Source organism: Streptomyces sp. NPDC002958 (genome assembly GCF_055563255.1).
Genome location: NZ_JBVHDS010000037.1, coordinates 15,719 through 32,595 on the forward strand (window position 1 = coordinate 15,719; position 16,877 = coordinate 32,595).

The window sequence follows — 16,877 nt, forward strand, 5'->3', positions numbered from 1 at the left end:
GGCGGATCGGGGGCGGACGGGCGCCCCGGTCAACCCTTGCGTTTCCGCTTCAGCAGCCGCGGCAGTCCGGCCGGCACCGGCCGCCGTGTGGTCGCGGAGGTCGGCAGGGGTGCCGCGGCATGGGAGACGTCCGGCAGCTCCGTACGGAATTCGCCGGGTGTCAGCCGTAGCACCCGGCACTCGCGCGCCCACCGCTCCGTCATCTGCTCGGCGTCCGGTGCGTTCAGCCGCTTGCCCTTGAGCTCGGCGACCGCGGCCTCCCATTCCTCGGAGTGCGGCGCGAGCTCCGCCACGGCGGCCGTCCAGGCGATCAGCCGACCGCCCTTGTCCTTGCTGCGCACGGTCACCTCGGCGGTGGACCCGTCGGCGAGACCGGCTGGGAACGGCTGCTCGCCGGGGCCGTCGCCGACCAGATGTGCCGCACCCTCGTGCCATACGTGCCACAGCGCCCGCGCGGGCCCGGTGCCCCGCACCCAGATGAGGCCGGACTTCTTGGTGGCCTCCTCGACGAGAGCCCGGCCCAGCGGCAGGTCAGCGGCAGCAGCAGTCATACCCGAACTCTATTAGAGCCAGCCGTTGCGCTTGAGGGTGCGGTGGATGGAGAAGCAGACCACTCCGATGACGCCCAGCACCATCGGGTAGCCGTACGTCCAGCGCAGCTCGGGCATGTGCTCGAAGTTCATGCCGTAGACGCCGCAGATCATCGTGGGTACGGCGATGATGGCCGCCCAGGACGTGATCTTGCGCATGTCCTCGTTCTGTGCGACGGTCGCCTGCGCCAGGTTGGCCTGGAGGATCGAGTTCAGCAGTTCGTCAAAGCCGATGACTTCTTCGTGTACCCGCGCCAGGTGGTCGGCGACATCACGGAAGTACTTCTGGATGTCGGGGTCGATCAGCCTCATCGGCCGCTCGCTCAGCAGCTGCATCGGCCGCAGCAGCGGCGACACGGCCCGCTTGAACTCCAGGACCTCACGCTTGAGCTGGTAGATCCGGCCCGCTTCCGAGCCGCGCGGACTGCCTTTCGCCGGGGTCGAGAAGACCTCGATCTCCACCTCGTCGATGTCCTCCTGGACGGCGCCCGCCACCGCGATGTAGCCGTCGACGACATGGTCGGCGATGGAGTGCAGGACGGCGGACGGCCCTTTGGCGAGCAGTTCGGGGTCGTCCTGCAGCCGGTGCCGCAGTGCGCGCAGCGAGCCGTGGCCGCCGTGCCGCACGGTGATGACGAAGTCCCGGCCGGTGAAGCACATCACCTCGCCGGTCTCGACGACCTCGCTGGTCGTGGTGAGCTCGGCGTGTTCGACGTAGTGGATGGTCTTGAAGACGGTGAACAACGTGTCGTCGTACCGCTCCAGCTTCGGCCGCTGGTGGGCGTGGACAGCGTCCTCGACGGCGAGCGGGTGAAGGCCGAACTCCCGGGCGATACCGGCGAATTCCTCCTCGGTCGGCTCGTGCAGGCCGATCCAGGCGAAGCCGCCCTCCTCCCGCACCTGGAGCATCGCCTCGTGCGGCGTGCGGCAGGTGCCGCTCTCCACGCGCCGTCCGTCGCGGTAGACCGCGCAGTCGACGACCGCGCTGGAGGCGGACGGGTCACGGGTGGTGTCGTAACTGCTGTGCAGGGCGTTGCTCTTGCGCAGGGACGGGCGCACGGCGGCGCGCAGGTCGCGGATCATCGACATGGCTGGCTCCTTCACGGAGGGCCGTCGTCGGGCACGTGGAACAGCCCGGAATGGGGACGTGTGCTCACGTCCGCAAAGCGGGCGGCACCGCAGCGGCGCGATGACGGCGTTCGCTACAGACAGGCAAAAAAGGGGTGCTCTTCCGTCGTGCGCAATGCCATGGGCCTTGACCGAGAAGGCTTCAGATCACCGAAGAGAGGTGAGGTGCGGAAGAGCGGTTGGTACTGCACGGTCGACTTCGATCCATTGCAGCCCCACCTCCTCCAGCCGGTCCCCCGTAGGGGATGACGTGTCGTCGGGAGCGAGAGCGACGCTTCTGCGTGCTGTCCCGACCAGCGGCCAAGACTATCAGCCGACTGAGGGCCAATCCCTTACTTTGCCCCTTCCATACGCGTCCTATGCTCGCGGGATGGGAGAAATTCTTGCTCTGGTCGAGGCCCGGCTGCTGACGGCCCTCGGTGAACCGGACGCACGCGCCGCAGTGACGTTTCTCGGCACGGACCGCATCGAGGTGCTCCGCTTCGTCGACGGCGACGTGGTGCGCTACGCCACGCTCGGCATGGCCGCACAGCCGATGGCCGACCCGACCGCGGCCCTCGCCGACCCGGTGAAGGGCCCGCGCGCCGAGCTGGTCCTGTCACTACGTGCAGGACTGGCCGACACCGACAAGGTGCTGCGCCCGCTGGCCGTGCTGGCGGCGACCCCGCAGGTCGAGGGGCTGATCGTGGCGCCCGGCGCCTCGCTGGACGTCGGCGAACCGCTGTGGCCGGGGGCGCCGTTCAGCTCCGTACTGGTCGCGGAGCCGGGCGGGCTCGTCGAGGATCTGGAGCTGGACGAGCCTATGGAGCCCGTACGGTTCCTGCCGCTGCTGCCGATGACGCACAACGAGGCCGCGTGGAAGCGGGTCCGGGGCGCGCAGGAGCTCCAGGAGCGGTGGCTGTCGCACGGGACGGATCTGCGCGATCCGCTGCGCGGCTCCGTGACGCTGGACTGAGACGTACTGTGCCGTGGTCAGCCGGCGAAGGCCGTGACACCGTCCTCGGTGGCGTGCTTCGTCTCCAGCTCCTTTGCCTCGTGGGTCAGCGCCGTACGCCGGATCCAGACGACGACCGCACCGACCACGGCCGCGATCGCGGCGACCACGAACGGGATGTGGATGTTGCTCCACTCCTCGATCTTCGGTGCGAGGTACGGGGCGGCTGCCGCGGCGAACCAGCGGACGAAGTTGTAACCCGCGCTCGCCACCGGGCGCGGTGCGTCAGACACGCCGAGCGCCAGCTCCGTGTAGACGGTGTTGTTCATGCCGATGAAGGCGCCGGAGACGATCGTGCAGACGATGGCGGTGGTGTGGTTGCCGTATCCGAGGATCACGAGATCGGCGGCGAGCAGCACCAGTGAGGCACCGAGCACCTTCAGCGATCCGAAGCGCTTTTGCAGTCGCGGGGCGACGAGCACCGAGAAGACCGCGAGCAGCAGACCCCAGGCGAAGAAGACCGCTCCCGACTTGTACGGCGTCATGTTCAGCACGAACGGCGTGAACGCCAGGATCGTGAAGAACGCGTAGTTGTAGAAGAACGCCGAGGCTGCGACGGAGGCCAGGCCGCCGTGGCCGAGCGCTTTGACCGGGTCGAGCAGCGAGGTCTTCCTGGCGGGCTTGGGCTGTTCCTTCAGGAACACCGTGATGCAGATGAAGCCGATCGCCATCAGTGCGGCCGTACCGAAGAACGGGTAGCGCCAGCTTGCGTCGCCGAGCAGGGCGCCGAGCAGCGGCCCGCAGGCCATGCCGAGACCGAGCGCCGACTCGTAGAGCAGGATCGCCGTCGCGCTGCCGCCTGTCGCCGCACCGACGATCACGGCGAGCGCGGTCGATACGAAGAGCGCGTTGCCCAGACCCCAGCCGGCCCGGAAGCCGACAAGCTCGGCGACGGACGACGAGGTGCCGGAGAGCGCGGCGAAGACGACGACGAGCGCGAGGCCGGCCAGCAGTGTCTTGCGACCGCCGATCCGGCTGGACACGAAGCCGGTGACGAGCATCGCCACGGCGGTGATCAGGAAGTACGAGGTGAAGAGCAGTGACACCTGGCTCGGTGTCGCCTCCAGGCCCTTGGCGATGGACGGCAGAATCGGGTCCACCAGGCCGATTCCCATGAACGCGACGACACAGGCGCCCGCTGTGGCCCAGACGGCCTTCGGCTGGCGCAGGATGCTGCCCGCTCCCTGATCGAACGGATGCTCTTGTTGCATGGGTCTCCTCGCTCTCCACTGGATAGTTGTGTCATGTACAGAATAAGTTAGAAAAGCTAATGAATGCAAGATACATCTAAATCTCGGTGGTGGAAGCCACGCTGCGGACGGGTGATCGTTCTTGACGCGGCGACGGTCCTGGAGGACCGTTGGTCGCTATGAGGGGCGAACCCAGTTGCCCGAAGTGTGGAGGCCGGGTCAGGGCGCCCGGTCTCTTTGACGACACCTGGCAGTGTTCCGTGCACGGGAGTGTGCAACCGCTGCAGCCGGTCATCCCACCCAGCGTCGAAGCGCTGGGCGTGGTCGTGCGCCGCGCCCAGGTGCCGGTGTGGATGCCCTGGCCGTTGCCGGTGGGCTGGCTGTTCACCGGTGTGGCGAGCGCGGGTGACGACCGCAGCGGCGGCCGCGCCACCGTCGTCGCCTGCTCCGGTCCCGGCCCGGTCGGTGGCATCGGCGAGCTGCTGCTCGTCACCGAGGATCTCGGCGTCGGACTCGGAGCGCGCTACGCCGGGATCGACGGCCCCGACCCCGGCCCGTATCTGGACGTCGACGGCCCGCCGGACGTCAAGATGCTTGCCGCCGGACGCCCCACCCCGCTCTGGCACGTCAAGGGAGCACCCGAGGACCGGGCGGTCTTCGCGGGTGAGGCGCGTGGTCTCTGGCTCTGGGCGATCGTCTGGCCCGAGCAGTCGGGACTCCTGATGTACGACGAGCTGGTGCTCGCCGATCTGCGCGAGGCCGGGGGAGAGATGGACCTCGTGCCGTGCGGGGCGCTCACACCGCGCCTGCTCAGCCAGCCCTGACCAGGTGCCCGCAGGGCCACCGTGCGCGGCCGGGCGTCCGCTCGAATGCCGGTTATCCTTAAATGTCCCCTAGGAGGGTGCTGAAGAGCCTGGCCGGGCTCGCGGCGTCCGGCACGCACATCTGCGGCGTTGCCGAAACGGTCTGATAGCTCCGCTACGAGACCGCTCCGGCGCCTTGCAGCTGCACGCGCCGGACGCCGCTCTCCGACCGGCCGAGATCTTCAGCACCCTCCTGTCCAACCCCGAGCACTGGAGTACGCGTCGTGCGCATCGACCTGCACACCCACTCCACGGCGTCGGACGGTACGGACACCCCCGCCGAGCTGGTGCTGGGCGCCGCCGCCGCGGGCCTCGATGTCGTCGCCCTCACCGACCACGACACCGTGCGCGGCCACGCCGAGGCGATCGCCGCCCTTCCGGAGGGACTCACCCTCGTCACCGGCGCCGAGCTGTCCTGCCGGATCGACGGTGTGGGTCTGCACATGCTGGCGTACCTCTTCGACCCCGACGAGCCCGAGCTGGCGCGCGAACGCGAGCTGGTACGGGACGACCGGGTGCCGCGCGCCCGGACCATGGTGGGCAAGCTCCAGGCGCTCGGCGTTCCGATCGAGTGGGAGCAGGTCGTGAGGATCGCCGGGGACGGATCGGTCGGCAGGCCCCACATCGCCACCGCGCTCGTGGAGCTCGGCGTCGTCGAGACCGTCTCCGACGCCTTCACGCCCGAATGGCTCGCCAATGGCGGACGCGCGTACGCCGAGAAGCACGAACTCGACCCCTTCGAAGCGATCCGGCTGGTCAAGGCCGCCGGTGGCGTCACCGTGTTCGCTCATCCGCTCGCCGTCAAGCGTGGCGAGGTGGTGCCCGAGTCGACGGTAGCCCGGTTCGCCGCCGCCGGTCTCGACGGCATCGAGGTCGATCACATGGACCACGACGAGCCGACCAGGGCCAGGCTGCGCGGACTCGCCAGGGACCTGGGATTGCTGACGACCGGGTCCAGCGACTACCACGGCAGCCGCAAGAACGTCGGACTCGGCGAGTACATCACCGACCCCGAGATCTACGGCGAGATCACCCGGCGTGCCACGGGAGCCTTCCCGGTGCCCGGCACCGGCTGACCCTGCCCCGTGTAGGCGATGCACGCGTCACGGCCGGGCGCGAAGCCCCGACCCGCGCCGCCCGCCGGCGGCCGGACACGTGCCGCCGCTCCCCCCCACTTCCTCGTTCCACTTCCCCGTTCCACTTCTGCGCTCCCGGCCACCAAGCCGCCGTCATGGCTTCGGGGTGTGCTCCTCCAGGCCGTTTCTCACTCTCTTCTCGCAAGGCTCACTGTGTTCGACGTCGCTGTTTTCGGATCCCTTTTTCTCACGCTTTTTGTGATTATGGATCCCCCCGGAATCACCCCGATTTTTCTCGCCCTCACCTCCGGCCGCCCCGCCAAGGTGCAGCGCAAAATGGCGTTCCAGGCGGTGGCCGTCGCCTTCGGCGTGATCGCCGTCTTCGGTGTCCTCGGCCAGCAGATCCTCGACTATCTGCATGTCTCCGTACCCGCCCTGATGATCGCGGGCGGACTGCTTCTGCTGCTGATCGCGCTCGATCTGCTGACCGGCAAGACCGACGAGCCGACGCAGACCAAGGACGTCAATGTGGCGCTCGTACCGCTGGGCATGCCGCTGCTCGCCGGGCCCGGTGCGATCGTGTCGGTGATTCTGGCGGTGCAGGACGCCGACAGTGTGGGAAGCCAGATCGCGGTCTGGTCGGCGATCATCGCCATGCACATTGTGCTCTGGCTGGCCATGCGCTACTCGCTGCTGATCATCCGGGTCATCAAGGACGGCGGTGTCGTGCTGGTGACCAGGCTCGCCGGAATGATGCTCTCCGCCATTGCCGTACAGCAGATCATCAACGGGGTCACTGAGGTCATCCAGAGCTCCTGACGGCGCCCGCGGACACCACGGCGCCCCCCGCACGGACCTCTTCCGTACGGGGGCGCTTCGTCTTTGTGCGTCTTTGTGCGTTACGAAGCCGAAATTTCGGCCGGGCGGATATAGATGCGCTGGCCTATGGCTGCGGCCTGCTGCACGATCCGGTTGACGGAGGCGGCGTCCACGACGGTGCTGTCCACGGCGGTACCGTCGACATCGTCGAGTCGCATGATCTCGAAGCGCATAAGGCTTCCCTTCGTCTGATCCTCCTGCTGGAGAACTACTGGGAGGACGGGTGACCCGTCCGCAAGGATGAGAGCGCACGACACCGATGTCCCACGCTCCACGAGGGGTACAACGGCTTGCCTCCTGCAAACATTCCCTACGCTAAGGAAATTTTTTGGATGTCTAAGTACCAGCAGGTCACCGAGCATGCGCCGACGACGAGGTCCACGACGAGGCCCGAATGAACGAGGCAGAGATCCGCGAGCGCTTGGACCGCACCAACAAGCTGCTCCAGCGCGTGCTCGCCGAGGTGTCGAAGACCCCCTCGACCCACGCGATCTTCGTGGACGCGGGCTATGTGTACGCCGCGGCCGGGCTGCTCGTCACCGGCACGGAGGACCGCCGCTCCTTCGACCTCGATGCGGAAGGGATGATCGAGGCCTTCATCGACAAGGCCCGCACGATCTTCGCGGACAGCAGGCTGCTGCGCGTGTACTGGTACGACGGAGCCAGGCGGCGCATCCACACCGTCGAGCAGCAGTCCATCGCCGAACTTCCCGACGTCAAGGTCAGACTCGGCAACCTCAACGCCAACAACCAGCAGAAGGGCGTCGACTCACTCATCCGCACCGACCTCGAATCGCTCGCCCGGCACCGCGCCATCAGTGACGCGGCACTGGTCGGCGGCGACGAGGACCTGGTGTCGGCGGTCGAGGCGGCACAGGGGTACGGGGCCCGGGTGCACCTGTGGGGCATCGAGGCAGGGGAGGGGCGCAACCAGGCCGAACCGCTCCTCTGGGAGGTCGACAGCCAGCGCACCTTCGACCTGGACTTCTGCCGTCCGTACGTCACCAGACGCCCCGTCACCACCTACGAGGACGACACCCCCGCGCCCTCGCGCGAGGACGTCCGTTTCGTCGGGGCGCAGATCGCCGCGGCCTGGCTGGCCGCCCGGGGCCGCGAGTCCCTCGCCGATCTGTTGCCCGGACACCCGTACCTGCCGGGCTCGGTCGACCAGGACCTGCTGGTCGAGGCCGAACGGCTGTTGCAGCACTCGCTGCGCGGCCACGCGCATCTGCGGCGGGCGTTGCGCGACGGCTTCTGGCAGCACCTGCAGGCGCAGTACTGAACTCGGCCGGCGCTCCGCCGGTGCCACCTACAGGCTGTCCCAGAAGGAGACGAGCGCGTCCGCCGTCCGCTCCGGGCGGTCCGTGTTGGGGGAGTGCTCGGCGCCCGCGATCCGGGTCCGGCGCGCGCCCAGACGCTGTGCCATCTCGTCGAGCAGCGGCACCGGCCAGGTGTCGTCGCGCTCGCCGGAGATCACATGGAAGGGCAACGGTACGGCGGCGAGTTCGGTCACCCGGTCCGGCTCGGTCGTCAGCTGGCGGCCGGTGGCGATCAGCTGGGCGGGCTGGTGGCGCAGCCAGCGCCGGCGCAGCGCCTCGCCGTCGGTCGCCGTGTCCTCGGGCGGGTCGAGGGCGCGCATCGCCTCCCAGACCTCGGCCATGCTCAGCGTCGCGAGCGCGTCGCCGAGCATCTTCACCTTGAGTTGCTGGGCCTCGGTGACCTCGGCGGGTCCGGACGACATGAGCGTCAGCGAACGGAACGGCGACGCGTCGAGCAGCACGGCGGCGCGGGCGATCTGCCCGCCGAGCGAATGCCCGAGGAGATGTACGGTGCCCTCGCCGCCGGCGCCGAGAGCGGCGGCCTGCGCGAGCACATCGCGGGCCAACTCGCCTTGGTTGTATGTGTCCTGATGGGCAGTTCCCTCGGTCTCGTACTGTCCGCGACCGTCCACGGCGACGGTCCGGTACCCGGCGGCCGAGAGCGGTTCGAGGAGCGCGATGAAGTCCTCCTTGCTGCCTGTGTAACCGGGCAGCAGGAGGGCGGTGCCGTGTGGCGCGGTGCGTGGCGAGGCGTCCAGCACGGCGAAATCCCCGCGCGTGGTGCGGAGCTGGCGGGCGTGGGCGCAGGGGGGCGGGGTGAAGGTATGCGGCCGACTCATGGGACGAGGTTATGTCCTGGAACGCCGGGCGGGCAGAAGCGATGTCCTCGAACGCCGGACGGGCTCGAGGATGTCCTCGAGCCCGTCCGGCACATCATTCAAGCCCGCCCGGTGAACCGGACCGGTCCGGCACGTTCAAGCTCCTCAATCGCCTGAGGAGCGGGGACCGGGGCGGGGAGCCCCGGACGAACCGGCGTCGCGCGCTCAGCCCTCGGTCTTGGCGGCAGCCGCACGCGGCGCCCGACGCCTCCGCGGCTTCGCCTCGCCCTCGGCGGCCGGGGCCTCGACCACGACCTCCGCCTTCGGCTTGGAGGCCGCACGGGTGCGGCGACGAGGCTTGGTCTCCGGGGTGGGCTCGGAGATCGGCGCGATCTGGAAGTCGACCTCGTCCTCGGCCGGCCTGATGACGCGGGCGCGGCGACGCGGCTTGGTCACCGTCCTCACCTCGGGCACCGGCTCGGCGACGAGGGCGATCTGGAAGTCGACCTCCTCCACGACCGGCTTCACGACGGCGGCCCGGGTGCGGCGGCGACGCGGCTTGGTCGCGGGCTCGGCCTCGACCTCGGTCTCCGTCGCCACGGCGGCGACCGGAGCCTCCACCGTGGGCACCGCGGCCTCGACTGCGACGTCCGGGGCGCCGGCGCGGGTGCGGCGGCGGCGGCGCGGCGTACGCGGCTCCGACGGGCCGTCGGCAGCCTCGGCGGACGGGGCCGGTACCGTGGTGGCGGCGGTCTCCTCGACGGCGGAACCGCCCCGCGTACGGCGACGCTGACGCGGCGTACGCGGCGCACGCTCCTCGCGCACGGCGGGCGCCGAAGACGCGGCGGAGGACTTGCGGCCGCGGCCGCCCGTCTCGCCGAGGTCCTCGATCTCCTCGGCCCGCAGACCCGCACGGGTCCGCTCGGCACGCGGCAGAACACCCTTGGTGCCGGCCGGGATGTCGAGCTCCTCGAAGAGGTGCGGCGAAGTGGAGTACGTCTCGACCGGTTCGTTGAACTTCAGGTCGAGCGCCTTGTTGATCAGCTGCCAGCGCGGGATGTCGTCCCAGTCGACCAGCGTGATCGCGATGCCCTTGGCACCGGCACGGCCGGTTCGGCCGATGCGGTGGAGGTACGTCTTCTCGTCCTCCGGCGACTGATAGTTGATGACGTGGGTCACACCCTCGACATCGATACCGCGGGCCGCCACGTCGGTGCAGACGAGCACGTCCACCTTGCCGTTGCGGAACGCGCGCAGCGCCTGCTCGCGCGCGCCCTGGCCCAGGTCGCCGTGGACCGCGCCGGACGCGAAACCGCGCTTCTCCAACTGTTCGGCGATGTCGGCGGCCGTGCGCTTCGTACGGCAGAAGATCATCGCGAGTCCGCGGCCGTTGGCCTGCAGGATGCGGGAGACCATCTCCGGCTTGTCCATCGAGTGGGCCCGGAAGACATGCTGCGAGATGTTCGCGACGGTCGCCCCCTCACCGTCGGGCGAGGTGGCGCGGATGTGCGTCGGCTGCGACATGTAGCGCCGTGCGAGGCCGATGACGGCGCCCGGCATGGTCGCCGAGAACAGCATCGTCTGGCGCTTCGGCGGAAGCATTGTGATGATCTTCTCGACGTCGGGCAGGAAGCCCAGGTCGAGCATCTCGTCGGCCTCGTCGAGCACGAGTGCGCGGACGCGCGAAAGGTCGAGCTTGCGCTGTCCGGCCAGGTCGAGCAGTCGGCCCGGGGTGCCGACGATCACATCGACGCCCTTGTTCAGGGCCTCGACCTGCGGCTCGTACGCACGGCCGCCGTAGATCGCGAGAACGCGGACGTTACGCACCTTGCCGGCGGTCAGCAGGTCGTTGGTGACCTGCTGGCAGAGCTCGCGGGTGGGGACGACGACCAGCGCCTGCGGCGCCTCGGTCAGCTGCTCGGGCTCGGCCCGGCCCGCCTCGACGTCCGCGGGGACGGTGACGCGCTCCAGCAGCGGCAGACCGAAACCGAGGGTCTTGCCGGTGCCGGTCTTGGCCTGGCCGATGACATCGGAGCCGGAGAGCGCGACGGGGAGCGTCATCTCCTGGATGGGGAACGGGGACACAATGCCGACGGCCTCAAGGGCCTCGGCCGTCTCGGGAAGAATCCCGAGTTCTCGGAACGTAGTCAGGGTGCTGCCTCTTCTGTGAGACGCGGTCCGAGGCGAACGCTGGGGGTCGTACCGTGCCGGGGTTGGTCATCCGGCCGTGGATGGGCCGGGTGGCGCGGGACCACTGCCGTCGCTCGAGCGCTCGTGCCGCTGAGGGGGCCCCTCATCTGCGGTCGTACGTGTCGTACGACCCGCGCGGAGGGCTGTCGGGTCGGAGCCGATCGGGCCACCGACCGGGCATCCTGATTCAATTTCGCGCCACCGGTACTTCCAAAATACTCAGTAGACGCAATACCACTGTACCCCGGATTCGCGCACATGTGTTGGGTGTACGTCACGAGCGGGGCTGTCCGACAATACCGGACAGGGTCTTCCCTCAAGCTGAGCGCGGACTATTCTGCGCTTCGTGACTCCTCCCCAGAGGGGCTTCTCACTTGGCTGCCAGACAGCTTCATGACGGACAAGCCCTGCCCGGCGCGGCGAAGCGCAGTAGGGAAGCTATCAGCTGTATGCGATGCATCACAGCTGATTCAGAAAGGATTGCCGTGGCCGAAAGCGAGCACACGCAGGTCGCTGCCCAGGGCTGGGAGCAGGCCTCAGCCGACCCGCAATACAGGGCGGCGGTTGTCGACCTGCTGGGAGCACTCGCGTACGGGGAGCTGGCGGCCTTCGAGCGGCTCGCCGAGGACGCCAAACTCGCGCCGACGCTGGCCGACAAGGCGGAGCTGGCAAAGATGGCCTCCGCCGAATTCCATCACTTCGAGCGGCTGACGGAACGGCTGACCGCGATCGAGGTGGAGCCGACGGGCGCGATGGAACCGTTCGCCAAGGCGCTCGACGACTTCCACCGCCAGACCGCGCCCTCGGACTGGCTGGAGGGCCTGGTCAAGGCGTACGTCGGCGACTCGATCGCCAGTGATTTCTACCGCGAGGTCGCCGCCCGGCTCGACTCGGACACCCGCTCCCTCGTCCTTGCCGTGCTCGACGACACGGGGCACGGCAACTTCGCCGTCGAGAAGGTGCGTGCCGCGATCGAGGCCGACCCGCGCGTCGGCGGGCGGCTCGCGCTGTGGGCGCGTCGACTGATGGGCGAGGCGCTCTCGCAGGCGCAGCGGGTGGTGGCCGACCGCGACGCGCTGTCGACGATGCTCGTCGGGGGTGTGGCGGACGGGTTCGACCTGGCGGAGGTCGGTCGGATGTTCTCGCGGATCACAGAGGCGCACACCAAGCGGATGGCTGCGCTGGGGCTGGCCGCGTAGCCGGTTCACCGGGGGCCTGTCCGGGGCTGCCCGTTCCCACGGGCAGCCGGGACTGCTTCAGGCCGCTGCTGATCGGCTCAGACGGTGGTTTCGGGGGCGAATCAGCAGGGAGAGCGTCACGGCCCCGATCAGCATCGAGCCGATCAGCGTGGCCAGGACGTGGCCCGGGCCCAGCACCGAGTGCATGAGGAACGCGCCGAACAGGGCTCCCAGAGCGCCGGTGGTGAAGACGGCACGGCGGGACGGGAGCCGGTGCGGCAGCGAGCGGAGCGCCACCCAGGCGAGGGCGAGTCCGAGTACGACGGAGCCGAGAGGTTCCAAGATCACAGGTGATCACCTCGCGAGTTGCGGGGCGGGTTAATCGGTCGTTAGCGGTACTACCCGAGGGTCGCGGAACGCAACCCTCCTTGCACCGGGTTCGTGCAGGAATCGCCCGGCCGCCGGAAGACGCGGACAAAAGCGCGGACCGGAACGCGACCGAAACGGAAAGCGGCCCGGTGGGGGGATTCCCACCGGGCCGCTGCCACGACCACTGCGTCGAGCGTGCTGCCTACAGCGCGCCGAACCCCACGCGGCGCGTGCTGGGCTCGCCGATCTCCACATACGCGATCCGTTCGGCCGGCACCAGGACCTTGCGGCCCTTCTCGTCCGTGAGGCTGAGCAGCTGCGCCTTACCGGTGAGAGCCTCGGCGACCGTGCTCTCGACCTCTTCGGCGGAAAGCCCGCTCTCCAGAACGATCTCCCGAGGCGCGTGCTGCACCCCGATCTTGACCTCCACGGCTATGTCCCTCCGACGGTCAGTCCCTGCGCGGTGAACCGCGCCGTACGCAGCACACATTAGCCCGCTGAGGGGATTCGCCAGTGGTCGGTGGGCAACGCCCGCAGCGAACACGGGCGCCGGGCGCTCCCGGCCGCCTCCGTCAGTGCTGATCGATGCCGTGCAGCGGGAAGCCCGCGATGCCGCGCCAGGCCAGCGAGGTGAGCAGCTGCACCGCCGTGTCGCGTGGAATGGCGGACTGGCTGGAGAGCCAGTAGCGGGCGACCACCTGGGAGACGCCGCCCAGACCGACCGCGAGCAGCATGGACTCGTCCTTGGACAGTCCCGTGTCACCGGCGATGACGTCGGAGATGGCTTCCGCGCACTGGAGTGAGACCCGGTCGACGCGCTCGCGCACCGCGGGTTCGTTGGTCAGGTCCGACTCGAAGACCAGACGGAAGGCGCCGCCCTCGTCCTCGACGTACGCGAAGTACGCGTCCATCGTCGCGGCGACGCGCAGCTTGTTGTCGGTCGTCGACGCCAGCGCCGTACGGACGGCCTGGAGCAGCGACTCGCAGTGCTGGTCGAGCAGGGCCAGATAGAGCTCCAGCTTGCCCGGGAAGTGCTGATAGAGAACCGGCTTGCTGACCCCGGCGCGTTCGGCGATGTCGTCCATCGCGGCGGAGTGGTATCCCTGCGCCACGAATACTTCCTGCGCGGCGCCCAGCAGCTGGTTGCGTCGGGCGCGGCGAGGCAGTCGAGTGCCTCGCGGGCGCGCCGCCTCGGTCTGCTCGATGGCTGTCACGCCGCCTCCCAAATTTGTGATCGGACACAGCCTTTCCGTGCACGCTGCGCCGTACAGCCATCGTACTTTTGAGTAACCCGGGTGCGCGCGGCGCGGACGCAGAATTTCATGGACCGGACGGCTGCGGTAGCCACTGATTCGTCGACCGATGGGCCAAAGCGGGGCGTACTAGCGGTAATCGTCCTCATCCTGTGTGACAACGCGGGCCTGCTCCGCCGCATCCGCCTCGTTGGCGCTGTCCCGGTCGATATCCGTGAGCGGCTCGTCGCGTCGCTGCTGGAGATCGGTCCGCTGCTCGGCGGCGTCCGCGCGGGGCGTCTCCTGGTCCGGTTCGTCCGGCTGGATGTCCTCGAAGGTCTCCGGGTCGCTGGGGTCGACCGTCATGGTGACTCCCTTCCTCGCTTCGAGCCTAGGAGCTACCCCTTCAAGCCGCTATGCGGTCTGTGACCGCGAACACATGAACCGCGGTGTGATCGTCTCGTAACATTGCCGCATGTCTTCGACCGAGCTGCCGGGAGTCCGCGCCGCCGCCGCGGCGGCCCCCACGGTGAGCCCCGTCAGGGTCGCTGAGGGGGAGGAGCTGCGCTCCGTCGCGCTGCCCGGACTGAGGCTGACCGTACGATCCCGGACGCCGGAGCGGACCGGGCTGGCGCCCGCGCTCTATGTGCACGGGCTCGGCGGCTCCTCGCAGAACTGGTCTGCGCTGATGCCGCTGCTTCACGACCTGGTCGACGGCGAGGCGGTCGACCTGCCCGGTTTTGGTGATTCACCGCCGCCGGACGACGGCAATTACTCGGTCACCGGGCATGCCCGCGCCGTGATCCGGTTCCTCGACGCGCAGGAGCGCGGGCCGGTCCATCTGTTCGGTAATTCGCTCGGCGGCGCCGTGGCCACCCGGGTTGCCGCGGTCCGCCCCGACCTGGTGCGCACCCTCACCCTTATCTCGCCCGCGCTCCCCGAGATCCGGGTGCAGTGGCCCGCCGTACCGACCGCACTGCTCGCCGTTCCTGGCGTCGCAACCCTGTTGGCCCGGAGGACCAGGGACTGGACCGCGGAAGAGCGCACGCGCGGCGTCCTGGCACTCTGTTACGGCGATCCGGCGCGCGTCTCGGAGTCGGGCTTCCGCGAAGCGGTGATCGAAATGGAGCGTCGGCTGGAGCTCCCGCACTTCTGGGACGCGATGGCGCGCTCGGCACGTGGCATCGTCGACGCGTACACGCTGGGCGGGCAGCACGGGCTGTGGCGCCAGGCCGAGCGGGTGCTCGCACCGACCCAGCTCGTGTACGGCGGACGGGACCAGCTCGTCTCGTACCGGATGGCACGCAGGGCGTCCGCGGCCTTCCGTGATTCGCGGCTGCTGACACTGCCCGACGCGGGACATGTGGCGATGATGGAGTACCCGGAAGCGGTCGCCCAGGCGTTCCGGGAACTGCTCGACGAACGCGGCGGGAGCTGATCCGGGGCGTGGGACGACATAGTCGGAAAAGCCCCGAACGCACAGGGCCCGATATCGAGACCGCCATCGCGAACGAGGGCGGCGATCGCGGGAGCATCAGTCCGGAGCCCGGCAGCGGGCGGCGCAGGAGGCCGGTCGACGCACCGGTCGGTGCGTCGACCGGGCACACCCCGCTCCAGCAGGCCGGCCATGTCCGCGGTGGCCATCCCGAACAGCGTGAACCCGGCGGCGGCTGGGGGACCGGGCCGCAGCAGGCAGTGCCCCGGCGCAAGCAGTCGGTCGGCACCAAGCCGCTGATGCCGGGGCCGCGACGCGAGTTCGTCGAGGCGTTCGACGCGGCACCGGCTCCCCTCGCACCCCGGGGGCCTTCCACTCCACCCGTCCCGTCGGCCGATCCGTACGGCTCGGTCGGTGAGTGTGACGAGCAGCCGTCCCGCGGCGACGCCGACGCACCGACACCCACCAAGGCCGACAAGGGCTCCAGGGGCCGCACCTTCACCGGCATCGCGGCCGCCGCGGTGACCACCGTGCTCGCGGTCGTGGTGGCCGGGCAGGTCCCCCACGACGAAGGCGGCGGGACCAGCGCCGCGCAGTCCGCGGGCGTCGAGCGGGACGGCACCGACGGCGCGTCCCGCTCGGACGGCCGGCCGACCCCGAAGGCGGGGCAGGCCAAGCCCCTTTCGTACGCGGAGAAGATGTCCAAGGCCTATCCGCTCGCCCCGGAACTCCACGGGTCCGGGAAGTTCGAGACGGTTCCGGGAACGGCGAAGGCCCCGGGCGGGGGACACAAGTACCGCTACCGGGTCGACGTCGAGGAGGGTCTCGGGCTCGACGCCGCGCTCTTCGCCCGGGCCGTCCAGGAAACGCTCAACGACGACCGCAGCTGGGCGCACGACGGCGCCATGACGTTCGAGCGGATCTCCTCCGGCGACCCCGATTTCGTGATCACCCTGGCCAGTCCCGGGACCACCGGGGACTGGTGCCGGAAATCCGGCCTGGACACGACCGAGGACAACGTCTCGTGCGACTCCGCGGCGACCGAGCGCGTGATGATCAACGCCTACCGCTGGGCGCAGGGGTCGTCGACGTTCGGCCCCGACGAACTCTTCGCCTACCGCCAGATGCTGATCAACCATGAGGTCGGTCACCGGCTGGGTCACGATCACGTGAGTTGTCGTACGCCGGGAGCCCCCGCCCCGGTGATGCAGCAGCAGACCAAGTCCCTGAACATCGACGGGATCAAGTGCCGCCCCAACGCCTGGGTGTATCCGGGCAGTTGAATCGATGAACCAGATGTACGGAGGCCGCCAGGGCCCGTACGCCAAGCGGCTACTGGCGGCCGCCCCCGCGCTCGATCCGGCGCTCGCGCCGGTGCGGCGCGCAGCCCGCAAGGACTTGGCCGCGGCCTGACCCTGCGTAATCAATTGTTCCCATAGCGCGACGGAACGCTATCGGGGCGAGAAAGTTACGACGGTTCACCCCTTTCGGTGGTGCGACGGACAACCGTCCGTCGCACCACCCCCCAATACCCAGAAGGGGGTCCCCCGGTGTGCCCCCCGTGCCAACCCCGGCCCCCCCCCCGGCGCGAGGGGGTGTTGTCGTGGGGCGAGGTC

19 protein-coding genes are annotated in these 16,877 nt (G+C 69.4%); 9 read left to right on the top strand and 10 right to left on the bottom strand.

All coding sequences use genetic code 11. The annotated features are described in order from the left end of the window. Positions 1-29: 29 nt before the first annotated feature. Complete coding sequence (locus tag ACZ3IC_RS32180) at positions 30-551, bottom strand: hypothetical protein (protein WP_467422009.1); 522 nt, start codon at positions 549-551, stop codon at positions 30-32. A gap of 12 nt (positions 552-563) precedes the next feature. After that, positions 564-1,679, bottom strand: a complete 1,116-nt coding sequence (locus ACZ3IC_RS32185; protein ID WP_467422010.1) for a magnesium and cobalt transport protein CorA — start codon at positions 1,677-1,679, stop codon at positions 564-566. Positions 1,680-2,088: 409 nt separating this feature from the next. Here ACZ3IC_RS32185 and ACZ3IC_RS32190 point away from each other — a divergent pair, with 409 nt between their 5' ends. Then, the gene (locus ACZ3IC_RS32190; RefSeq protein WP_467422011.1) at positions 2,089-2,673 is read left to right on the top strand and encodes a suppressor of fused domain protein; all 585 of its coding nucleotides are present in this window, start codon (positions 2,089-2,091) and stop codon (positions 2,671-2,673) included. Positions 2,674-2,690: 17 nt separating this feature from the next. On the opposite strand, the gene ACZ3IC_RS32195 is transcribed toward ACZ3IC_RS32190, so the two are convergent. After that, positions 2,691-3,923: an MFS transporter gene (locus ACZ3IC_RS32195; RefSeq protein WP_467422012.1), complete on the bottom strand. Its 1,233-nt coding sequence runs from the start codon at positions 3,921-3,923 to the stop codon at positions 2,691-2,693. Positions 3,924-4,081: 158 nt separating this feature from the next. Here ACZ3IC_RS32195 and ACZ3IC_RS32200 point away from each other — a divergent pair, with 158 nt between their 5' ends. The 3 genes from ACZ3IC_RS32200 (at position 4,082) to ACZ3IC_RS32210 (ending at position 6,660) form a co-directional block, all read left to right on the top strand. Continuing rightward, on the top strand, positions 4,082-4,726 hold the full coding sequence (locus tag ACZ3IC_RS32200) for a DUF6758 family protein (protein WP_467422013.1): 645 nt from the start codon (positions 4,082-4,084) through the stop codon (positions 4,724-4,726). Positions 4,727-4,989: 263 nt separating this feature from the next. Further along, positions 4,990-5,841 (top strand): PHP domain-containing protein, encoded by an 852-nt coding sequence (locus ACZ3IC_RS32205; RefSeq protein ID WP_467422015.1) that lies wholly within the window; start codon positions 4,990-4,992, stop codon positions 5,839-5,841. A 213-nt stretch (positions 5,842-6,054) separates the two neighbouring features. Then, a complete protein-coding gene (locus ACZ3IC_RS32210; RefSeq protein ID WP_467422017.1) occupies positions 6,055-6,660 on the top strand; it encodes a MarC family protein in 606 nt (201 codons plus the stop codon). An 80-nt stretch (positions 6,661-6,740) separates the two neighbouring features. On the opposite strand, the gene ACZ3IC_RS32215 is transcribed toward ACZ3IC_RS32210, so the two are convergent. Further along, entirely contained in the window at positions 6,741-6,893 is a 153-nt protein-coding gene (locus ACZ3IC_RS32215; RefSeq protein ID WP_467422018.1) for a hypothetical protein, read from the bottom strand. Positions 6,894-7,114: 221 nt separating this feature from the next. Between ACZ3IC_RS32215 and ACZ3IC_RS32220 the strand changes: the two genes are divergently transcribed. Beyond that, positions 7,115-8,002, top strand: a complete 888-nt coding sequence (locus ACZ3IC_RS32220; protein WP_467422019.1) for an NYN domain-containing protein — start codon at positions 7,115-7,117, stop codon at positions 8,000-8,002. 27 nt (positions 8,003-8,029) lie between these two features. On the opposite strand, the gene ACZ3IC_RS32225 is transcribed toward ACZ3IC_RS32220, so the two are convergent. Further along, the gene (locus ACZ3IC_RS32225; protein ID WP_467422021.1) at positions 8,030-8,878 is read right to left on the bottom strand and encodes an alpha/beta fold hydrolase; all 849 of its coding nucleotides are present in this window, start codon (positions 8,876-8,878) and stop codon (positions 8,030-8,032) included. A 204-nt stretch (positions 8,879-9,082) separates the two neighbouring features. Then, entirely contained in the window at positions 9,083-10,918 is a 1,836-nt protein-coding gene (locus ACZ3IC_RS32230) for a DEAD/DEAH box helicase (protein WP_467422023.1), read from the bottom strand. A gap of 614 nt (positions 10,919-11,532) precedes the next feature. Here ACZ3IC_RS32230 and ACZ3IC_RS32235 point away from each other — a divergent pair. After that, on the top strand, positions 11,533-12,246 hold the full coding sequence (locus tag ACZ3IC_RS32235; protein ID WP_467422025.1) for a ferritin-like fold-containing protein: 714 nt from the start codon (positions 11,533-11,535) through the stop codon (positions 12,244-12,246). A 57-nt stretch (positions 12,247-12,303) separates the two neighbouring features. Here the strand turns inward: ACZ3IC_RS32235 and ACZ3IC_RS32240 are convergent, their stop codons facing one another. The 4 genes from ACZ3IC_RS32240 to ACZ3IC_RS32255 all read right to left on the bottom strand — a co-directional run bounded on the left by ACZ3IC_RS32240 (position 12,304) and on the right by ACZ3IC_RS32255 (position 14,192). Next, positions 12,304-12,573, bottom strand: coding sequence for a hypothetical protein (locus ACZ3IC_RS32240; protein WP_467422027.1), 270 nt, complete (start codon positions 12,571-12,573; stop codon positions 12,304-12,306). Between the two features lie 223 nt (positions 12,574-12,796). Next, on the bottom strand, positions 12,797-13,024 hold the full coding sequence (locus tag ACZ3IC_RS32245) for a DUF3107 domain-containing protein (protein WP_467422028.1): 228 nt from the start codon (positions 13,022-13,024) through the stop codon (positions 12,797-12,799). A gap of 142 nt (positions 13,025-13,166) precedes the next feature. Continuing rightward, on the bottom strand, positions 13,167-13,808 hold the full coding sequence (locus ACZ3IC_RS32250; RefSeq protein WP_030915445.1) for a TetR/AcrR family transcriptional regulator: 642 nt from the start codon (positions 13,806-13,808) through the stop codon (positions 13,167-13,169). 168 nt (positions 13,809-13,976) lie between these two features. Further along, positions 13,977-14,192, bottom strand: coding sequence for a hypothetical protein (locus tag ACZ3IC_RS32255; RefSeq protein WP_467422031.1), 216 nt, complete (start codon positions 14,190-14,192; stop codon positions 13,977-13,979). A 109-nt stretch (positions 14,193-14,301) separates the two neighbouring features. On the opposite strand from ACZ3IC_RS32255, the gene ACZ3IC_RS32260 reads away from it, so the two are divergent. The 3 genes from ACZ3IC_RS32260 to ACZ3IC_RS32270 are packed head-to-tail and all read left to right on the top strand — an operon-like array spanning position 14,302 to position 16,674. Further along, positions 14,302-15,264: an alpha/beta fold hydrolase gene (locus tag ACZ3IC_RS32260; RefSeq protein WP_467422033.1), complete on the top strand. Its 963-nt coding sequence runs from the start codon at positions 14,302-14,304 to the stop codon at positions 15,262-15,264. A gap of 8 nt (positions 15,265-15,272) precedes the next feature. Then, positions 15,273-16,544 (top strand): DUF3152 domain-containing protein, encoded by a 1,272-nt coding sequence (locus tag ACZ3IC_RS32265; RefSeq protein ID WP_467422034.1) that lies wholly within the window; start codon positions 15,273-15,275, stop codon positions 16,542-16,544. A gap of 4 nt (positions 16,545-16,548) precedes the next feature. Continuing rightward, entirely contained in the window at positions 16,549-16,674 is a 126-nt protein-coding gene (locus ACZ3IC_RS32270) for a hypothetical protein (RefSeq protein ID WP_467422035.1), read from the top strand. The last annotated feature ends 203 nt before the right edge of the window (positions 16,675-16,877 follow it).